Here is a 16,624-nt window from a genome sequence, read left to right as displayed (position 1 = left end):
CCACTCTGATTGCAGATTAAACAAAAAAGGCGGTTTCCGATTTGGAAGTTCCAGTCATTTGGATGGTGCCTTTTCAAGTACAATGTTACTACTGTTCTTTGTAAAAACCAATGCTTTTTTGCAAATTTCCGCAATAAATTTTCACTTTTGTTGAAAACGCTCTAATCAGCGCCGTTATGCGGTTTGTTTTAACCAAAATCAATAAAAAAGTGTTATAGGATCACCTCTTCTCATTAGTAAAATGTTATGTTAAAAAGGTTCCATCTCCGGCATTGTATTCATGCCAAAAAGGCATCTCAGTTTGTTTGTCAAATGTCTTTTTGCGATTATAGCAATTAAATAAACAAGTTAATAGTGGCTTATTCCGCTTTACCAAAATACGAAGCAACATCGTCGATAATAATTATTTTTTACCATAAAATTGTCTTATTATACATTTAAGGGTATTTAAGTAAATACAATAGCCAGTTTTTCCCTTTTAACAAAATAATCCAATTGTATTTTAACTCTTTCTTTTTCTGTTAAAATGAGGGAGGGAGTGATGAGTAATGAGTAAGATAATTTCGTATGAAAATGTGCAGTTTATTCGGGAAAAGAGTGTGATTTTAGACGATGTAAACTGGACGGTGAATCCTGGGGAGCATTGGGCGGTTCTCGGGTTGAATGGCTCAGGCAAATCAACTATGCTGAATATGATGGGCGGCTATGAATTCCCGACAAGTGGTACAATCCGCGTGTTTGGACACGAATATGGGCGTTACAACTGGGAATATGTGAAAAAACGGCTTGGCTTTGTCGGCAATACACTCAATCGTTTTTTAGAAACGCTCAATATGGAAACCGCACGGGAAATTGTTGTGAGCGGCCGGTTTAATTCAATCGGTATCTATGAACAGACGGATAAAACGGACTGGGAAAAAGCTGATGAACTGCTTGCTTCGTTTCGCCTATCGTATTTAGCGGACAAGCCGTACCGGTTTATGTCTCAAGGAGAGCAGCGGCGTGTGCTGATTGTGCGGGCGTTTATGGCGGAACCAGACGCGATGATTTTAGATGAGCCTTGTTCTGGACTAGACGTGCGGGCACGGGAAGAATTATTGGAATCGCTTGAGGTTCAAGCGTCAAAACACAGCACTTCTCTTTTATATGTGACCCATCATATTGAAGAAATTTTCCCTGCAATCACGCATGTGGCTGTGTTGAAAGATGGAAAAATGATAGCAGCCGGTGAGAAAAAAAGGGTGCTGACGAACAAGATATTGTCAGATGCATTTGGCCTTTCGGTTGAAGTAGAGTGGCGGGACCGGCGAAGTTGGCTGAAAGTAGTGTCGAACTAAAAAAGGACCCGATTTGCTTTCATGCAAATCGGGCTTTTTTATGGAGCATTTTATTAAATTTTTTTCTACTCACGGAATCAACTGTTTAATTTCATTGCCTTTTCCTTCATTTAACAGCTGGACGATTTTGCTGCCGACGATAACGCCTCCGCACGCAGCGCCGAGTGTTTCCGCCTGTTCTTTTGACGAAACCCCAAATCCGGCCAGGACCGGCACCGGGCTTTGTTTAGCAATATGGGACAAATGTGCGCTCAAATCGCCGGCGAACCCGGCACGCGCGCCGGTAATGCCGTTAACCGTTACTGCATAAACAAATCCTTCTGCGTCTTTCACTGTTTCGGCAATCCGTTCGTCCGAGCTTGTCAGTGTCACAAATCGGATCATCGCAATGTCACGCGCAGTAAGCGGCTCTTTAAATTCTGCTTCTTCTTCCATTGGCACATCCGGAATAATAACACCGGAAACGCCGGCTTTTTCGCATAAATCCGCAAAATGTTCTGCACCGATTTTAAAGACCGGGTTGGCATACGTCATAATGACGATCGGCACGCTGATTTCGTCTTTAAAGGAGGCAAGCTCTTTTAAAATTTGTGTCAGTGTCACTTTTTCTTTTAAGGCACGCTTGCCGGCTTCCTGAATGACAGGACCATCTGCAACCGGATCGGAGAACGGGATGCCGAGTTCAATCACCGTCACACCGGATTGTTCAAGCAGTAAAATTGTATCTTTTAATGTATGAAGGCCGCCGTCGCCCGCCATAATGTAAGCGGTAAACGCTTTTTTGCCCGCTTGTTCCACTTGTTGAAACGCGTCGGCCATTTTAAATTTCGTCATGCCTGCTTGCCCTCTCTCTCAAACCGTTCTTTAATCTGCGCCACATCTTTGTCGCCACGGCCGGATAAGCAGATAGCAATGATTTCGTCCTTGTTCATTTTTGGCGCAAGCTTCAATGCGTACGCAATTGCATGCGAGCTTTCAAGTGCCGGAATAATGCCTTCTGTTTTCGTCAGCGCTTTAAAGCCTTCAAGCGCCTCTTCATCCGTAATATGTTCATAAATCACACGTCCGGAATCTTTTAAAAAGCTATGTTCCGGTCCAACACCAGGGTAATCAAGACCTGCTGAAATCGAATGTGCTTCTTGAATTTGGCCGGCCTCATCCTGAAGTAAATACATTTTGCTGCCGTGAAGGACGCCGACGCTGCCCATCGTCATTGACGCCGCATGTTTATCTGTCTCAACGCCGCTTCCCGATGCTTCTACTCCATACATTTTAACGGTTTCATCCTCAATGAACGGGTAAAACATGCCCATTGCGTTGCTGCCGCCGCCGATGCAGGCAATAACCGCATCAGGCAGACGGCCTTCTTTTTCCTGCAGCTGTTTTTTCGTTTCCAAGCCGATGACCGCCTGGAAATCGCGGACAATTTGCGGGAATGGATGTGGACCGAGTACCGAGCCCATAATGTAATGGGTATCTTCAACGTTTGTGACCCAGTAGCGCAATGCCTCGTTCACCGCATCTTTTAATGTGCCGCTTCCTTGTGAAACACTTTCAACACGAGCGCCTAGAAGCTCCATCCGGAACACATTTAATTCCTGGCGGCGAATATCTTCTTCGCCCATAAAAATGACGCAATCCAAATTTAGAAGCGCACACACAGTCGCTGTTGCGACGCCGTGCTGGCCGGCGCCTGTTTCTGCGACAACTTTTTTCTTGCCCATGCGCACGGCAAGGAGCGCTTGTCCAATCGTGTTGTTAATTTTATGGGCGCCTGTATGGTTTAAATCTTCCCGTTTTAAGTAAATTTTTGCGCCGCCGGCTGCTTTTGTTAAGTTTTCCGCAAAATAAAGCGGGTTTTCACGGCCGACATAATCGGTTAAATAATGATTTAGCTCTGACAGAAATGCTTCATCTTTCATCGCTGACTGATAAGCTTCTTCCAGCTCTTTTACTGCACGCATTAATGATTCCGGTACGTAGCGGCCGCCGTATTGACCATAGTGCCCTTTTTCATCTGGCTGATTGTATACATTGCTCACGCTTTATTAGCCCCTTTCGCACGCTGTACAAATTGAAATATTTTCACTTCATCTTTTCGCCCATCTGTTTCGACGCCGCTTGAAATATCAACCGCAAACGGACCGACAGATTGGACGGCTTCTTTTATATTATCAGGATTCAAGCCCCCTGCCAAAATTAATCGGCTTTTGTCCACATCCGGATCATCAAGCACGGACCAGTCAAATACCTGGCCGCTGCCGCCCCGGTACTGCGCGGGCGGACTGTCGATTAAAATATAGTCTGCCGGAAACGCGAACATTTCTTTAAAGGACAAACCATCTTTCACTGAAAAAGCTTTAATAACCGGTACTGGCATTTTCCCCGCAAAATCAGCTGTTTCATCACCGTGCAGCTGAATGTAGTCAAGGCCGACTTCCGCTGCAATCGATCGAATCGCCTCTTCTGTTTCATTGACAAATACGCCGACTTTTTTCACATGTGGGCCAACCGCTTCTGCCAGCTGCCGGGCAAATTCAGCGGGGATTTTCCGGCTGCTTTGTGCGAAAACGAAGCCAATCATATCCGCTCCGGCTTCCCGTGCCCAGCTTGCCGCTTCAAAGGACATAATGCCGCAAATTTTTACGTTCATTTATAATTCCACTTTCAGCGAACGGACCGCGTCTGCGACATTACCCGCTCTCATTAATGTTTCACCGACAAGAAGTGCTCTAGCCCCTGCTTCTTTTAAGCGAATGGCGTCTTCCTGCGACTGAATGCCGCTTTCAGACACGAAAAAGGCGTTTTCTTTGCCGTAAGAACGAAGCAGCCGTTCTGTGACAGAAAGATTTGTTTCAAATGTTTTTAAGTTGCGGTTGTTGATGCCAATAATGTTCGCTTCAAGTTGGAGCGCCCGTTCCATTTCCGCCTCGTCGTGTACTTCCACGAGCACATCAAGGTCTTTTTCTTTTGCATGCGCATATAAACGCTTCATTTCATCATCATTCAGTGCTGCCGCGATCAATAAAATCATGTCACCGCCTGAAGCAAATGCCCGGTCAATTTGGATCGAATCAATGATAAAATCTTTGTTTAACACCGGGATGTCGATGTTCGCTTTCACCGCTTTTAGATCGTCCATCGTTCCTTTGAAAAATGGCGTATCCGTTAAGACGGAAACAGCGTCCGCTCCGTTTTCTGCATAAATCGATGCCTGCTCGACCGGATTCACGCCGAGGTTAATGTCCCCTTTTGACGGGGATGCCCGCTTTACTTCTGCAATAAGCGCCATCGTTTTAGATGCAGCGATCCGGTCGTAAAAAGACACCGGTTTCCGGTCAGCCTTATACGACAGGCCGGACTTTTTCAGCATAGCCACTTCTTCTTTTTTCTTCTCAATAATTTTATCTAAAATGGTTGTCATCCAAGCACCTCTTCTTTCTTTCTGGATTTCGAGTAGTCAACGAGGTAATTCAGCTTAGACAGCGCCGCACCGGAATCGATGCTTTCCTGCGCCATCTCTACGCCTTCTTTCACCGTCTTCGCCTTGCCATTTGCAAATAATCCAATCCCGGCATTTAACACGACGGTATCGCGGCATGCCCCGAGTTCGCCTTCTAAAATACGTTTTAAAATTTCAGCGTTTTCAATCGCTTCGCCGCCTTTAATTTCATCAAGTGAATATTCTGGCAAGCCAACCGATTCGGCCGTTACAATCATTTTTTCCACTGTGCCGTTCTCTAGCACAACGAGGTGGTTTTCACCGGCAAGTGACGCTTCATCCATGTAACCGGCCCCGTTCAGCACGACCGCACGCTTGCGTCCGAGCCGGTTTAAAACGTCTGCCATCATGTCCAGCATATCACGCCGATAAATGCCTAATAGCTGCGTATCAAGCTGGACTGGATTTGTAAGCGGCCCGATTAAGTTGAAAATCGTTGGGATTTTCAGATCGCGGCGTACTTTCATAATTCGTTTTAATTTCGGGTGAACGTGCGGCGCAAATAAAAACGTAATACCGTTTTCATCAAGCAATTTATCTGTTTCGTCAGCGAGGAAGTCCAGCGACACCCCTAAATGCTCAAGCACATCAGCGCTGCCTGTTTTACTTGACACACTCCGATTGCCGTGTTTTGCCACTTTCACACCCGCTCCTGCCAATACAAACGCGGACGTGGTGGAAATGTTAAAGCTTTGCGAGCCATCGCCGCCCGTGCCGCAATTGTCCATCACATTTTTCCATACGGTCCGTGTGGAGATAGCATTTTGACGCAGGACGTGAACGAGTGCCGCAATTTCATCAACGGTTTCGCCTTTTGCTTTCAGCGCCATTAAAAACGCAGCGATCTCACTGTCGGAAACGTCTTCCTGCAAAATTTCCGTTACCGCGTCTTCCATTTCAGCAAATGGTAACGATTCACCGGCAGACAATGTCAACAAATGCTTTTTCATGTTTTTTTCTTTCCGGTACGAGCGGAAAAATTCAGCAATCAACTCATCGCCAATTTTTGTACCAATTGATTCCGGGTGAAATTGTAGGCCAAACACCGGATATTCTTTATGGCGAAGCGCCATAATTTCATTATCGTCTGTTGATTCCGCGATCACTTCAAGCTTCGGGCTAAGTGTTTCGGGGTCTGCCACTAGTGAGTGGTAACGCATGACCGGCACCGGCCCTTGCACACCAGCAAACAAGCCTTTTCCTTCGTGACGCACCATCGACAGCTTGCCGTGTTTAATCGTTTTCGCTTGAATAATATCTGTACCGAACGCCGCCGCAATCGCTTGATGGCCCAGGCAAATGCCTAAAATCGGGATGCGGTGGTAAAACGCGTGCACCACTTCAATGGAAACACCTGCTTCTTCCGGTGTTCCCGGTCCTGGTGAAATGACAATCGCTTCCGGCTCTAACGCTTCAATTTCATCAATCGTGATTTCATCGTTGCGGACGACACGGACGTTTTTGCCGAGTCCACTGATTTGCTGATACAAGTTATATGTGAAAGAATCATAGTTATCAATTAATAAAATCATTTTTGCACCTCCAGTAATGCTTTTGCTTTATGCATCGTTTCATCAAATTCCGTTTCCGGCACCGAATCATACACAATCCCGGCGCCCGCTTGCACGTGCGCGCTGCCATCTTTAATGACCATCGTGCGGATGGCCAGCGCAAAGTCCATGCTTCCGGTTGCCGATAAATACCCAACCGCACCGGAATAAACGCCGCGCTTCACCGGCTCCAGGTCGTTAATAATTTGCATCGCGCGAATTTTCGGCGCGCCCGATACAGTTCCCGCCGGCAAGCAGGCTGTAAGTGCATCAAGTGGATGGTAGTCTTCTTTTAACTCGCCGGAAACCTCGGACACAATGTGCATGACATGTTTGTATTTTTCAATCGTCATGTATTTATCCAATGTCACCGAGCCAATTTCGGAAATTTTGCCGACGTCGTTGCGGCCAAGGTCAACGAGCATCCGATGCTCGGCAATTTCCTTTTCATCAGCCAGCAATTCTTCTGATAAACGTGCATCTTCTTCCGGTGACTTACCGCGTGGGCGCGTTCCGGCGATCGGGTTCGTCGTCACCGTCCGTCCGCTTATCTTCACAAGGCTTTCAGGTGACGTTCCAAGCACCGTGTAGCCATCAAAATCGATATAAAACATGTATGGCGACGGATTCGATGTCCTCAGACGGCGATAGAGCGTGAACGGGTCGCCTTCAAATGGAGATGAAAGACGCTGAGACAAAACCACTTGGAATATGTCACCTCGAACAATATGTTCCTTCGCTTTTTCGACCATTTGGCAAAAGGCGTTCCGTTCAAGCTTTGAGCTGAAAGCCAGCACATTCGTTTCATTTACGGCATATGGTTTTTGCTCCGCATGAATGTCGTCATATATTTTTTGAATCGCCGACTCCATCTCCGCTTCAGTTCGTCCGCCAAATAAGTCAACAGCCGCAATGGTGACGCGCTGTGTTAAATGATCGTACACAACGAACGTATCGTAAAACATCATGTGCACATCCGGCATGCCAAGCTCGTCTGTAAGCGGCTCGCCAATTTTTTCTTCAAAAAAGACTGTATCATATCCGATGTAGCCTGCCGCACCACCGAAAAACGGGAATGGATAGTCCTGTTCTTTGTGAGCAGGCATGATTTCTTTTAGCTTGCCCATAAATTTGCCCGTGCCATTTTCAGTTTTTCCGTCTTTTTTCGCCAGTGTATAGCCGCTTGCATCCGCTGTAAATTCAGCAATCGGATCGATGGCAATAAACGAATAACGTCCGCTTTCTTCATGTTTGGCCGACGATTCAAACAGCATTTTTTTCGAGCCGGTAAGCAAACGATAGATGGAAATCGGCGTGATCATATCGCCTTCCATTTCTCTTAGTTTGTATGAAATATTTTTTTGTAAATTCATTTTAAGTTCCCCTTTCAGTGCATAAAAAAACTCCATAGATGATCATCATCTATGGAGGACGGTTTCCCGCGGTGCCACCTCTCGTTGAAGCAAATGCTTCCCCTTAAAATCTGGATAACGGCCAAATGCCGGGCGCTCTACTTCACGTTCAAGCGGCCACTCACGGACCCATTCAAGCTGCTGCAACGTGCCGGCTTCCACTATCCCGGCTCTCTTTAACGCGCGTTTCAGCCCTACTTTTTCCGATCAACGTATTTTTTGTATACAAAAAGGCCCCCTCATCAACAAAAGGACGGGGAGCCGTGGTACCACCTTTATTGGCCGCAAAATCGCAGCCCACTTTAACAGCAGAATAATCTGCCTGTCTTTTGTAACGTAAGACGTACGCCGGAGCCTACTAAAAACGGTTCGGTCCGGAGCTCGGAAGCCCATTCACAATGTTTCCTGCACCGGCTCGCACCAAACGCCGGCTCTCTTTAGCATTCTACACTGCTACTTTTCTTCTTCAACGCATGTTTATTTGACTGATTATTATCATAATACAATCAATTTAAAATTTCAAGTGTTTTTAAAAGGATTTTTCCATTCCATTAATGCCGCGCAGTTAAGGGATTCGGCATCCTTTAAATAGTTGCCCATCACATCAACCGGCACACGGCCGCAACGCATGAGAAATGTGATAACTGGGTCGTTTAGTTCGCCTTCTGTCACTTTTTGAATATATTGCTCTGGTGTCAGCTTATTTGCATACTTATGGTAACCTGGCATGCGTCCGCCGCCAAGCAGCCGGTCAAGATTCAGGTGAACGACTGTTTCATACATGGCCTGCATCATTTTTTTGGCGATGCCAAGCTTCCGGTACGCCGGTTTCACACTAATATCGACAACGTACAACGTGTTGCCGCTTGAATTGTGATTACGAATGCAGCCATTGTCGGTCATTTCTTCCCATGAATGGGTATCACCCTGTTTATAATCGACAATGAGCGCCGTCATAGAGCCAACGATGTCTTTATTTATTTCGATGCAAAATGCTCCTTCCGGAAACAACTGGACATGGTTTGCAAGCTGTTCTTTATCCCACCAAAGTTCTTCCGGAAATGGGGGCGGGAAGCATTCTTTCTGCACGCCGATTAAAGCATCGAAATCTTTCTCCGTATAATTTCGGATAATCGCTTTCACCGGTTTTTCATCTTTAAAAGCGAAATATTCCTGATAATAGGTCATTCGTGCTCCCACCAATCGGGATACAAGTCTGTACGTCGGTCGCGCCACGTTGTGACGGACCCTTTTTTACGCACTTCATATAAGAGCGATAGATCAAGGTCTGCTGTAATAATCATGTCGTCATTCATAATGCCTTCTGCTACGATTCCCGCCGGTGGAAACGGAATATCGTTCGGTGAAATGACAACCGCCTGTCCAATATTGGCCCGCATTAAATCAACTGTTGGCAGCGAGCCGACTGTTCCGGCGCCGACCACATAAATTTGGTTCTCAACGGCACGTGCATGACTCGTATAACGGACGCGGTGGAAGCCGTGCCGGTCGTCTGTACACGACGGGCAAAAAACAACGTCGGCTCCTTTTGCTTTCGCCATCCGGACCACTTCTGGAAATTCAATGTCGTAGCACGTGAGGATCGCAATCGTGCCTTTTTCGGTTTCGAAAATACGGAACGTTTCCCCTTGCTGCATATTCCAGCCTTCCACTTCGGCTGGTGTAATATGCAGCTTCGACTGCATTTGATATGAGCCGTCCGGATAAAACAAATACGCCGTATTTTGAATGCCGCCTTTCCATTCCGTTACGTGTGTACCACCGATAATGTGTACGTCATACTCTTTGGCAAAATCGGAAAACAACCGTTCATACCTTTCTGTAAACAACGGCAGGTCGGTGATCTTTAACGCTTCGCCTGTTTTTTCATCGCCGATCGAAAGAAGCTGGGTTGTGAAAAATTCCGGGAATAAAATAAATTCTGCTTCAAATTCCATTGCTGTTTTTATATAATGCTCACATTGCTTTGCGAACTCATCAAATGAACTAATGGTGTGCAAATGGTATTGCACTGCTGATACTCTCATTCTCAACTCAATCGCCCCTTTCATCTTTTCTAAAGTAGTGGAAATTCGTCTTTTTTGCAAGGAAAAAAGACGGCTTAAAAGCCGCCTAAAGTCAAATGTTCAATTCATACTCATAAGAGGGGGTTAATGAGAATGAATCTCAATTTCAATTATAGTTTTTTTCACAGAAATGTCAACCTGTTTGTGTGCGTTTTTTTAATTTGTGTCCACACATAGCCCATTGTGTCCACTCACTCTCATTTATGTCCATCCGTACAAAATAAAAAAACCGGCGGAATGATCCGCCGGCTGGTTTATCTATTGCCACACTGGGCCGTTTGATTCTACATTCAGCTGCAATACATCGCAATCGGTAAATTGATCGCGATAGGCAGCCGCAATAACCTTGCCTTTGCCGCGCGGCGCAAGGGTCAACACCGTTGGGCCTGCGCCGCTTATAACTGTTGCATATGCGCCGTGCGTATGCGCTAGTTCACGTGCCAGCAGGAATTCTTTAATGAGCGCGGCACGATATGGTTCATGGAACACATCGCGCTCCATCATGCGCCCAGCTGTCTCGTAGTCGTGCTGCATAAAAGCGGCGACGAGCATATTGGATACGGCACTGCCCAAAACAGCGTCTTTTCGGTCAAACGAATCCGGCAAGACCTTACGTGCATCTTCCGTTTTCAGCTCATACGGCGGAACGATGGCAATTAAATCGACTTCTGGCGTCGGCAGCGTCAACAATTCGGCCGTTTCACCTAATGAGACACCACATACCATGCCTCCAAACAAAGACGCACCGATATTATCCGGATGCCCTTCAAACTGGTCGCCAATGTTTAATTTTTCTTCGTCTGTCAGCTTCAAATCCGCAAACCGGTCCGCAATCTCAATGCCGGCTGCAATCGCCGCCGCACTGCTGCCAAGTCCGCGTGCGAGCGGAATGTCGCTTTTCAGCACCGCTTCGATCGGCGGCATCTCAATGCCGCGCAGCGAAGCGGTTTTTTTGGCAACAATCGCGATTAAATGGCGGTCATCTTCCGGAAGGCCGGCAAGCAGCGCAGACTCGTGGGAAAACGCCCACTCCTCCGCCCGCTTCACGTCAACCGTTAAATAAAGACTAAAGGCAAGGCCGATCGAGTCAAATCCTGGCCCTAAATTGGCCGTTGAAGCCGGCACTTTTAAAGAGCCGGCGTGTCTCATGCCTGAACCACTCCACGAATAAAGTCAAACACCGCTTCTTCGCTGTTTGGCAGAACCGTCGGCTTTTTCTCAATTTGGGCAATCGCCGTCTGTGGATCTTTTAATCCGTTTCCTGTCAGAACTGCGACGATGTTCGCGCCTTGCTCAATTTCGCCTGATTTTACGTGCTTGATAATGCCTGCGATAGATGCATTTGAAGCAGGCTCTGCGAAAATACCTTCTTCACGTGTCATCATTTCGTACGCTTCTAAAATTTCGGCATCTGTTACGAAGTCAATTTTACCGCCAGACTCATCACGAGCAGCTTCTGCAAATTTCCAGCTTGCCGGGTTGCCGATACGGATGGCTGTTGCCACTGTTTCAGGATCAGCGATTGGCGCTCCCTGCACGATTGCCGCAGCACCTTCTGCTTCAAAACCGTGCATGCGTGGAAGACCTGTGCCGAATTTTTCGTTATATTCTTTAAAGCCTTTCCAGTACGCCGTAATGTTGCCGGCATTTCCTACTGGAATCGCTAAAATGTCTGGTGCTTGTCCAAGTTGGTCGCATACTTCAAACGCTGCTGTTTTTTGACCTTCAATACGATATGGATTTACCGAGTTTACAAGTGTAATCGGTGATTTTTCACTGATGTTGCGTACCATTGTTAAGGCTTCATCAAAGTTGCCTTCGATTGCAACGATTTCTGCTCCGTACATCATTGCCTGTGCAAGCTTGCCAAGCGCGATTTTGCCATCAGGGATAACAACGATTGTTTTCATGCCGGCACGTGAAGCGTACGCTGCTGCTGCTGCTGATGTATTTCCTGTTGACGCACAAATGACCGTGTTGCTGCCTTCTTCTTTCGCCTTCGCAACTGCCATAACCATGCCGCGGTCTTTAAAGGAGCCGGTCGGATTGGCTCCTTCCACTTTTACGTGAATGTTGACGCCAAGTTTTTTCGAAATGTTCACAAGCGGAATAAGCGGTGTGTTTCCTTCCATTAATGAAAGCGCCGGCGTGTTTTCGTTAACCGGTAAAAATTCTTTGTATTGGTGTAATAAACCTTCCCATTTAGCCATTGTTATGCTCCTTCTCCTTCAACGCGGTAGAAACTTTCGATTGAACGAACGACCGCCAGATCTTTAATTTGTTCTTGCATTTGTGTGTAGTTTTTCATCGATGCTTTATGAGTGACAATGACAATTTCGGCCACACCGTCTGCTTCAAGCGGCAGCTGAAGAATTTTTTCGAAGCTGATGCCGTTGGATGAAAACAGCTTCGTCAGTTCAGAAAATGCCCCAACTTCATCACGGACGTGCAGACGAATAAAATGTTTCGCGAATTTTTCTTCTGGTGTTTTTAGCAGCTTTTCAAATTGTGGCACAGTGATGCTTTTGCCGTTCACGCCGAGGCGCATGTTTGTAATAACAGCAACAAGATCGCTGACAATTGATGTAGCTGTTGGCAGACCGCCGGCACCTGGGCCGTAAAACATCGTTTCACCGACTGCTTCACCATATACATATACCGCATTGTATTCGTCATTAACAGACGCAAGCGGGTGATTATTCGATAAAAATGTCGGCTGCACGCTGACTTCAGCACCGCCGTCTTGCTTATCCGCATATCCAATCAACTTCATTGTATAGCCGAGTGTCTGGCCGTGCTTCAAGTCGCTGTCGGACACGTTCGAAATGCCACTTACATCGACGTCTTCAAGTTCGATGTCCATTGAAAAAGCAAGACGGGCCAAAATTGCCATTTTACGCGCGGCATCCAGTCCTTCCACGTCAGACGTTGGGTCTGCTTCCGCAAAGCCAAGGTCCTGCGCTTCTTTCAGCGCCGTTTCGTAAGACATGCCTTCTTTGTTCATTTTTGTGAGGATAAAGTTCGTTGTCCCGTTGACAATCCCCATCATTTTTTTAATTTTATCGGATGCAAGTCCATCCGCCAAGCCGCGGATAATCGGAATGCCGCCGGCCACACTTGCTTCATAATAAAAGTCACAGCCGTTTTCAGACGCTGCTTTTAACAGTTCCGAACCATACAGCGCGACAAGGTCTTTATTTGCTGTCACAACATGTTTTTTCTGATGAAGCGCGTCAAGCAGCAATTTTTTCGTTTCATCAATGCCGCCCATCACTTCTACTATTACGTCGACGTCCGGATCGTTAATCACATCATATGGATCTAGTGTAAGTGCTTCTTTCGGCAGCTCCACTTCTCGTTTTTTATCTACGTTTTTTACAAGCACCTTCGTCACGTCAACTGAACAGCCGACACGGTGGGCAAGCTGTTCCTGATGATCTTGAATCATCTTGACAACACCTGTTCCGACTGTTCCGAGACCGAGTAATCCTACTTTTACGTTGTCCTTCATCTAAACGTCACCTCAACTATGTATTTTTCTGATGTACATTTGTTTTTATATAGTAGACATTATATCGGTCTTTCGTGCGGAATACAACCATATCTTTTGTAAAAGAATGTAGAATCATTTTTTTACAAAAACAATATTTTCATACAATTCCTATAATAAAGAAAACAACCGCTTCTTTCAAGCGGTTGTCGTATTTTCTGATGAAGCCCCTTTAACGTCTTTTGCGATGAAAAGTGGTTTTTTTCCGCAGTTGGCAAAATGCGCATTTTTTATGCTCACGTCCTCCGGCTTATTTGCTCCGCCGAATACTTTCAAGGCAGTACCCGCTGTCACAAAATCACGCATGACGACGTCTTGAATGTGAACGTGTTTCGCTTTATATTGAATACCGGCTACAGGCAGTTCCTTGTAATTATAGCCTGGATCACCGATTGCGCGCAGCCCGTTTATCACGACGTGCCGGTAAGCGGATACCGTTAGCGCGCGTGGTTTTGATCCGGCGTACAAGTCTGTGTATACCGGACGGAGGGACACGATGCGTGTGGCGGTCAAAAAACGGGCCGTTTTGGATTCCGGATCGCTCGCCGAATGGTGGCCGATATGACGGAAATTGAACGACCGATTGTCGTTTTCGGAAAGATGGCCGATGATATGAACATTGGCTGCCGCTGAGCTCGTTGCGTGCGCTTTTATTTCAATGCCGCCGAAACAACGCGCTGATGCATTATGCACGAGCCAGACTGAACGAGAGCCATCATCCACTTCAAAGCCGTTTGAATTGGAAAAACCCGTTTTATGGCTTCGGCCGGACGGATCATGCATAAAGCAATTAGAAACAAAAATGTAGTCACTATGATGCGTTGTGACGCCGTCATCGCCAAAACCGGAACCGGTGCAGCCGTCAATCCAGACAAAACGGCTTCCTCCCGGCGCACGGTGTCCATCGCCTGAGTAATCATATAAGGTAGATGAAACGTCATAACAATGGAGACCTGGGTTGATCGCGTCACACTCTTTCACCCAGCCGTACGTAACATTTGCGAACGTTAAACAGCTTGAGCGGTTATTGCCGCTTGACGATTTTTCGTCGGGACGGAGCCGTTCAAGTGACCAATCTAACGTTATTCCTTCTATTGATACATGATGATTGCCTTTTACATGATTTTCATTCGTCACGACAAAGCTTCGTTTCGGTGCCGTATCCCGCAATTTCAATATTGTCTTGCCCGGTCCTGCTCCTTTGACGATCGTATTGGATGGCACATGCAGCTCATCGACAATATAAGTTCCTTCGGCTAACTGAACGGTTTTCCTGCCGCCGGACAGCGCCTTCTGCAGGTCGTCGCCAGATTTTACATAAACAACGGCGGCTGCATTTTTTTGCAGTATGCCATACTCACGGTCCAATACCGGCTTCCAGTCAGGATAAGCCGTTCCCTTCTTAACGAGTGTTTGATGAAGCTTGATCGGCTCTTCTTTTTTTGTCCAAAGCGCCTTCAATTTATCGAAAATGCTTTTTTTTGAACTCACTGGCTTCCAATCTGCAGCTGATGCCAAAAAAAGCTGGTTTGTTTCAGCTACAGCGTCAGACAGTGGATTGCTGTCATTGAAATAGGCTTCAATCAGAGCGGCATTTTTTCCTGGGTTATGACCTTTGTTTAAATACATGTACTTTTTCCTTTCTTTTTTTGAATTTTGCACATAATGTTTTTAGTTTATTTTAAAGGAAAAAGTCTGTTCTTTTACTGGTTTAGTTGACTCGACTGTTCTCTCTGTCCAAACAGCTGAATGGTTTTTGCTTATTTCGAGTATAGTCGAGCTTCTCGTTCCATATGTTTCGCTTTTAATAAAAATGGGCGAAAGCAGCCGTTCCCATTCAATCGACACCCCTGTGTCCGGCAGTTCGCTGTCATCGGCGGCTGTGTAATCGCACAGCATGTCAAACAGCTCTTCTCTGCTGTTCAGCGCTGCTGCCATTTTTTCTTTTGCCCGTACGGTTTTAGGCCACGGAGTATTTATAAAAGCGTTGCTGACGACATGAATGCCCGGCGGAAGGAGAAATGGTTTTTCACCGGAACGGCTCCCGTACGCATACAATTCATCTTTCGTGCCGGCCACGAGATTAAAACCCGGGTAGCGGTCCTTTTCCCTGTCTAATTCGTTCAAAAACACTTCAGCCGTCAAATGACTTTCTAAAAAAGCCCGGACGATGTGGCCTCGTGATTCTTTTCCGGCTGATTGTTCGTTCGGATCACGGTAATTGGTCAGCGCACAAAATCGGCCGTTTTTGGACACACCCATCCACGTGCCTCCTTTTTCCAAATCGCGCCCGGCCAAAATTGGCACATTATCCCACCAATGGGACACTTCAGTTGGGCGATGATAAAATTCATCCCGGTTTGCCGCCACAATCAGCGGCTTATCGGTGTGCTGCCTAAAAGCGATGGCGATTAAACACATGATAGATTCCTACTTTCTTTTTCTTCAATTATACGCAGGAATGGTACAATGGAACAAATGACAGAACGATAGGTTGGTGGAACTTATGTATAAGTTTGTAATGCCAGAAGTGATTTTTGGAAGCGGCGGCGGGAGAATGCTGTGAGCGGCTGGGCGCCCGTCATGTGCTCGTTGTAACAGATCGCGGCGTAATGGAAGCCGGCTGGACGGAGCCTGTGTTAGAAAGCTGCCGGGAAGCCGGTCTTACTGCTGCTTTGTTTGACCAGGTGTCGGTGAATCCGACAGATGATGAAGCAGATGCCTGTGCCCGTGTCTATAAAAAAATGGCTGCGATGCGATTATTTCCGTCGGCGGCGGCAGCGCCATCGATATCGGGAAAGCAGCCGCTGCGCTTGTGACCAATGGTGGTCACATTCGAGATTACGAAGGGGTTGACCGGATTCTGCACCCTCTTCCCCCGCTGGTTATGATCCCTACAACGGCCGGTTCCGGTTCAGAAGTGTCTCAGTTTTCAGTGATCGTAGACAGCTCCCGGCAGAAAAAAATGACCATTGTCTCGAAATCACTCGTTCCGGACATTGCCGTTATTGATCCGGACGTGCTGGCGACAAAAAGCGCCCGCCTGACCGCAACGACGGGCCTTGATGTGATTACGCATGCAATTGAAGCATTTGTCAGCATCGCGGCGACACCGATGACGGATGTGCAGGCAAAAAATGCGCTCGCGATGGCAAGCTTGCAGGCCGGTCTTGCGTTTTCAAACCT

General features: G+C 46.8%; 14 protein-coding genes, 2 pseudogenes and 2 other annotated features. Of the genes and pseudogenes, 2 read left to right on the top strand and 14 right to left on the bottom strand.

Translation table 11 applies throughout. The features are described from left to right. The first annotated feature begins 548 nt into the window (after positions 1 to 548). Positions 549 to 1,337, top strand: coding sequence for an ABC transporter ATP-binding protein (locus VQ00_RS17165; protein WP_046181350.1), 789 nt, complete (start codon positions 549 to 551; stop codon positions 1,335 to 1,337). Positions 1,338 to 1,406: 69 nt separating this feature from the next. On the opposite strand, the gene trpA is transcribed toward VQ00_RS17165, so the two are convergent. From trpA to VQ00_RS17100, 14 genes and pseudogenes are all read right to left on the bottom strand, one after another. Continuing rightward, positions 1,407 to 2,171, bottom strand: a complete 765-nt coding sequence (gene trpA / locus VQ00_RS17160) for a tryptophan synthase subunit alpha (RefSeq protein ID WP_046181349.1) — start codon at positions 2,169 to 2,171, stop codon at positions 1,407 to 1,409. Beyond that, positions 2,168 to 3,379 carry a tryptophan synthase subunit beta gene (trpB, locus tag VQ00_RS17155; RefSeq protein WP_046181348.1) on the bottom strand — a complete coding sequence of 404 codons (1,212 nt, stop codon included), beginning with the start codon at positions 3,377 to 3,379 and terminating at the stop codon, positions 2,168 to 2,170. Before trpB ends, trpA begins: the two co-directional genes overlap by 4 nt. Beyond that, positions 3,376 to 3,990, bottom strand: a complete 615-nt coding sequence (locus tag VQ00_RS17150) for a phosphoribosylanthranilate isomerase (RefSeq protein WP_046181347.1) — start codon at positions 3,988 to 3,990, stop codon at positions 3,376 to 3,378. Before VQ00_RS17150 ends, trpB begins: the two co-directional genes overlap by 4 nt. After that, on the bottom strand, positions 3,991 to 4,761 hold the full coding sequence (gene trpC, locus VQ00_RS17145; protein WP_046181346.1) for an indole-3-glycerol phosphate synthase TrpC: 771 nt from the start codon (positions 4,759 to 4,761) through the stop codon (positions 3,991 to 3,993). Next, positions 4,758 to 5,789, bottom strand: a complete 1,032-nt coding sequence (gene trpD, locus VQ00_RS19280) for an anthranilate phosphoribosyltransferase (RefSeq protein WP_046181373.1) — start codon at positions 5,787 to 5,789, stop codon at positions 4,758 to 4,760. The genes trpC and trpD overlap by 4 nt, the downstream gene beginning before the upstream one ends. Positions 5,790 to 5,870: 81 nt before the next feature. Continuing rightward, positions 5,871 to 6,371: pseudogene (locus tag VQ00_RS19275) on the bottom strand (anthranilate synthase component II); the annotation flags it as partial. Then, on the bottom strand, positions 6,368 to 7,762 hold the full coding sequence (gene trpE / locus VQ00_RS17135) for an anthranilate synthase component I (protein ID WP_046181372.1): 1,395 nt from the start codon (positions 7,760 to 7,762) through the stop codon (positions 6,368 to 6,370). The gene trpE and the pseudogene VQ00_RS19275, both read right to left, overlap by 4 nt. Before the next feature lie 51 nt (positions 7,763 to 7,813). Next, positions 7,814 to 8,021 (bottom strand) — a binding site (T-box leader). Positions 8,022 to 8,047: 26 nt separating this feature from the next. After that, positions 8,048 to 8,280: a binding site (T-box leader), on the bottom strand. 40 nt (positions 8,281 to 8,320) lie between these two features. Next, positions 8,321 to 8,989, bottom strand: coding sequence for a GNAT family N-acetyltransferase (locus tag VQ00_RS17130; protein WP_046181345.1), 669 nt, complete (start codon positions 8,987 to 8,989; stop codon positions 8,321 to 8,323). Next, a complete protein-coding gene (locus VQ00_RS17125; protein ID WP_046181344.1) occupies positions 8,986 to 9,855 on the bottom strand; it encodes a carbon-nitrogen hydrolase family protein in 870 nt (289 codons plus the stop codon). Before VQ00_RS17125 ends, VQ00_RS17130 begins: the two co-directional genes overlap by 4 nt. Positions 9,856 to 10,146: 291 nt before the next feature. Further along, positions 10,147 to 11,037, bottom strand: a complete 891-nt coding sequence (gene thrB / locus VQ00_RS17120; protein ID WP_046181343.1) for a homoserine kinase — start codon at positions 11,035 to 11,037, stop codon at positions 10,147 to 10,149. Next, positions 11,034 to 12,098 (bottom strand): threonine synthase, encoded by a 1,065-nt coding sequence (gene thrC / locus VQ00_RS17115; RefSeq protein WP_046181342.1) that lies wholly within the window; start codon positions 12,096 to 12,098, stop codon positions 11,034 to 11,036. Before thrC ends, thrB begins: the two co-directional genes overlap by 4 nt. Before the next feature lie 2 nt (positions 12,099 to 12,100). Then, positions 12,101 to 13,399, bottom strand: a complete 1,299-nt coding sequence (locus VQ00_RS17110) for a homoserine dehydrogenase (RefSeq protein WP_046181341.1) — start codon at positions 13,397 to 13,399, stop codon at positions 12,101 to 12,103. Positions 13,400 to 13,576: 177 nt separating this feature from the next. Next, positions 13,577 to 15,067 carry a glycosyl hydrolase family 28-related protein gene (locus VQ00_RS17105; RefSeq protein ID WP_046181340.1) on the bottom strand — a complete coding sequence of 497 codons (1,491 nt, stop codon included), beginning with the start codon at positions 15,065 to 15,067 and terminating at the stop codon, positions 13,577 to 13,579. Between the two features lie 42 nt (positions 15,068 to 15,109). Continuing rightward, positions 15,110 to 15,859, bottom strand: a complete 750-nt coding sequence (locus VQ00_RS17100; protein ID WP_046181339.1) for an NRDE family protein — start codon at positions 15,857 to 15,859, stop codon at positions 15,110 to 15,112. A gap of 85 nt (positions 15,860 to 15,944) precedes the next feature. Between VQ00_RS17100 and VQ00_RS18325 the strand changes: the two are divergent. Further along, positions 15,945 to 16,624: pseudogene (locus VQ00_RS18325) on the top strand (iron-containing alcohol dehydrogenase); the annotation flags it as partial.

The organism is Domibacillus tundrae (genome assembly GCF_000970675.1).
GTDB classification, from domain to species: Bacteria; Bacillota; Bacilli; order Bacillales; family Domibacillaceae; genus Domibacillus; species Domibacillus tundrae.
This window is presented reverse-complemented; position numbering and strand designations above follow the sequence as displayed.

Excerpts from the sequence above, each read along its gene's own strand:
- trpE (WP_046181372.1), bottom strand. The coding sequence starts at position 7,762 with ATGAATTTACAAAAAAATATTTCATACAAACTAAGAGAAATGGAAGGC.
- thrB (WP_046181343.1), bottom strand. The coding sequence starts at position 11,037 with ATGAGACACGCCGGCTCTTTAAAAGTGCCGGCTTCAACGGCCAATTTA.
- VQ00_RS17100 (WP_046181339.1), bottom strand. The coding sequence starts at position 15,859 with ATGTGTTTAATCGCCATCGCTTTTAGGCAGCACACCGATAAGCCGCTG.
- VQ00_RS17150 (WP_046181347.1), bottom strand. The coding sequence starts at position 3,990 with ATGAACGTAAAAATTTGCGGCATTATGTCCTTTGAAGCGGCAAGCTGG.
- thrC (WP_046181342.1), bottom strand. The coding sequence starts at position 12,098 with ATGGCTAAATGGGAAGGTTTATTACACCAATACAAAGAATTTTTACCG.
- VQ00_RS17165 (WP_046181350.1), top strand. The coding sequence starts at position 549 with ATGAGTAAGATAATTTCGTATGAAAATGTGCAGTTTATTCGGGAAAAG.
- trpC (WP_046181346.1), bottom strand. The coding sequence starts at position 4,761 with ATGACAACCATTTTAGATAAAATTATTGAGAAGAAAAAAGAAGAAGTG.
- VQ00_RS17110 (WP_046181341.1), bottom strand. The coding sequence starts at position 13,399 with ATGAAGGACAACGTAAAAGTAGGATTACTCGGTCTCGGAACAGTCGGA.
- VQ00_RS17130 (WP_046181345.1), bottom strand. The coding sequence starts at position 8,989 with ATGACCTATTATCAGGAATATTTCGCTTTTAAAGATGAAAAACCGGTG.
- VQ00_RS17105 (WP_046181340.1), bottom strand. The coding sequence starts at position 15,067 with ATGTATTTAAACAAAGGTCATAACCCAGGAAAAAATGCCGCTCTGATT.
- trpA (WP_046181349.1), bottom strand. The coding sequence starts at position 2,171 with ATGACGAAATTTAAAATGGCCGACGCGTTTCAACAAGTGGAACAAGCG.
- trpD (WP_046181373.1), bottom strand. The coding sequence starts at position 5,789 with ATGAAAAAGCATTTGTTGACATTGTCTGCCGGTGAATCGTTACCATTT.